1 protein-coding gene is annotated in these 314 nt (G+C 58.9%); it reads left to right on the top strand.

Annotated elements, in window-relative coordinates; genetic code table 11:
* Window positions 1-314 (top strand): bacteriophage T4 gp5 trimerisation domain-containing protein (locus QN378_RS23355; RefSeq protein ID WP_416350653.1); only part of this gene is annotated, 314 nt, incomplete at both ends.

The raw sequence follows: 314 nt of genomic DNA, 5'->3' as shown, positions 1-314 counted from the left end.
ACCTTGCCTCGGGTCGGCATGGAAGTGTTGATTTCCTACCTGGAAGGCGACGCCGACCGGCCGGTTGTCATGGGCTGTTTGCCGAACAGCCGAAACCCGGTGCCTTACGAGTTACCGGCGAACAAAACCAAAAGCGTGTTCCGTAGCCGCAGCTCCAAGGCCAGCCAAGGCTTTAACGAAGTCTCCTTTGAAGATCGCAACGGCGCTGAGTTGGTCTACCTGCGCGCCCAACGCGACATGGAGCAACTGGTTCAGAACGACAGCCGCCTTGAAGTGCGCGGCCAGCGCTTGGAAACGATCAAGGGCAACAGCGT

This window comes from Pseudomonas sp. 10S5 (genome assembly GCF_035019745.1).
GTDB lineage: Bacteria > Pseudomonadota > Gammaproteobacteria > Pseudomonadales > Pseudomonadaceae > Aquipseudomonas.
Note: the sequence above shows the minus strand (reverse complement) of the source record. Positions and strands in the feature narration are given on the sequence as shown.